Here is a 796-nt window from a genome sequence, read left to right as displayed (position 1 = left end):
GCCGCCGTCGTTTCGGTGCCCCGTTCCGGGAGTTGGCGCAGCCCGTAGAGCAACAGCCCGACGGCGACGACGGCCGCCAGGGCGGTGGCGCCTTGCCAGCCGGCCCAGAGCGCGGCGACGGGGAAGAACAAGCCCGAGAACAGCTGGCTGCCCTGAACGCCGGACTGCTTGACCCCGATCCAGCCCGGGCGCTTGGGCGCGGGAACCTGGGTCATGATGATCCGATTCGTGGTCGGGTTGGAAATGGCCTGCGCGGGGCCGGCCAGCAACGCGGCGATCACCAGGACCAGATAGTGGTGGGACAGCGAGGCGACCACCAGTGCCACCGCCGTGCCGGCGAAGATCAGGATCAGCTGGGCGCGGCTGGAAATCCGGTCGCTGAGTTTGCCCAGCCACATGCTGGAGACCGCAGCGCTGGCGAAGATGGCCGTGGCCAGCAGGCCGAATTGGGCCTCGCTGATGCCCAGGTCGTCAATGACCAGCGGGCTGACGGTGCTCAGGCCGTAGTTCAGCAGCGGGCCGACGCCCATGGCGCAGGTCAGGACGAAAAGCAGTGCGCCACTGGGGTGTCTGGACATACTGCTCTCCTCGCTGCCCGGGTCGGGCTCCGTCCAGCAGGCTACTCCCCGCGCCGAACTTCCGGCGGCAGGCTTCGCAGCAGAAGGGTCTCCCGCCGTAACAATGGAGAGTTGGCTCACGTTTGGCGGCGCCGGCTGGACTCGGCCGCCCCAGTGGTGCCAGGACGGACGCGGGAGGGCGCGGGCAGGGGGCTTCCGCACAGCCGGCGGGCAGTCGC

The 796-nt window shown here is 69.7% G+C and carries 1 protein-coding gene; it reads right to left on the bottom strand.

The features are described 5' to 3' along the window. Positions 1 to 578, bottom strand: a 578-nt coding sequence (locus AC5RUJ_RS17535; RefSeq protein WP_494156414.1) for an MFS transporter, incomplete at its 3' end; no start/stop codon positions are given. Positions 579 to 796 lie beyond the last annotated feature (218 nt).

Source organism: Arthrobacter sp. Y3223164 (assembly GCF_059091005.1).
The sequence above is the reverse complement of the archived record's forward strand: the minus strand, read 5'-3'. Positions and strand labels throughout refer to the sequence as shown.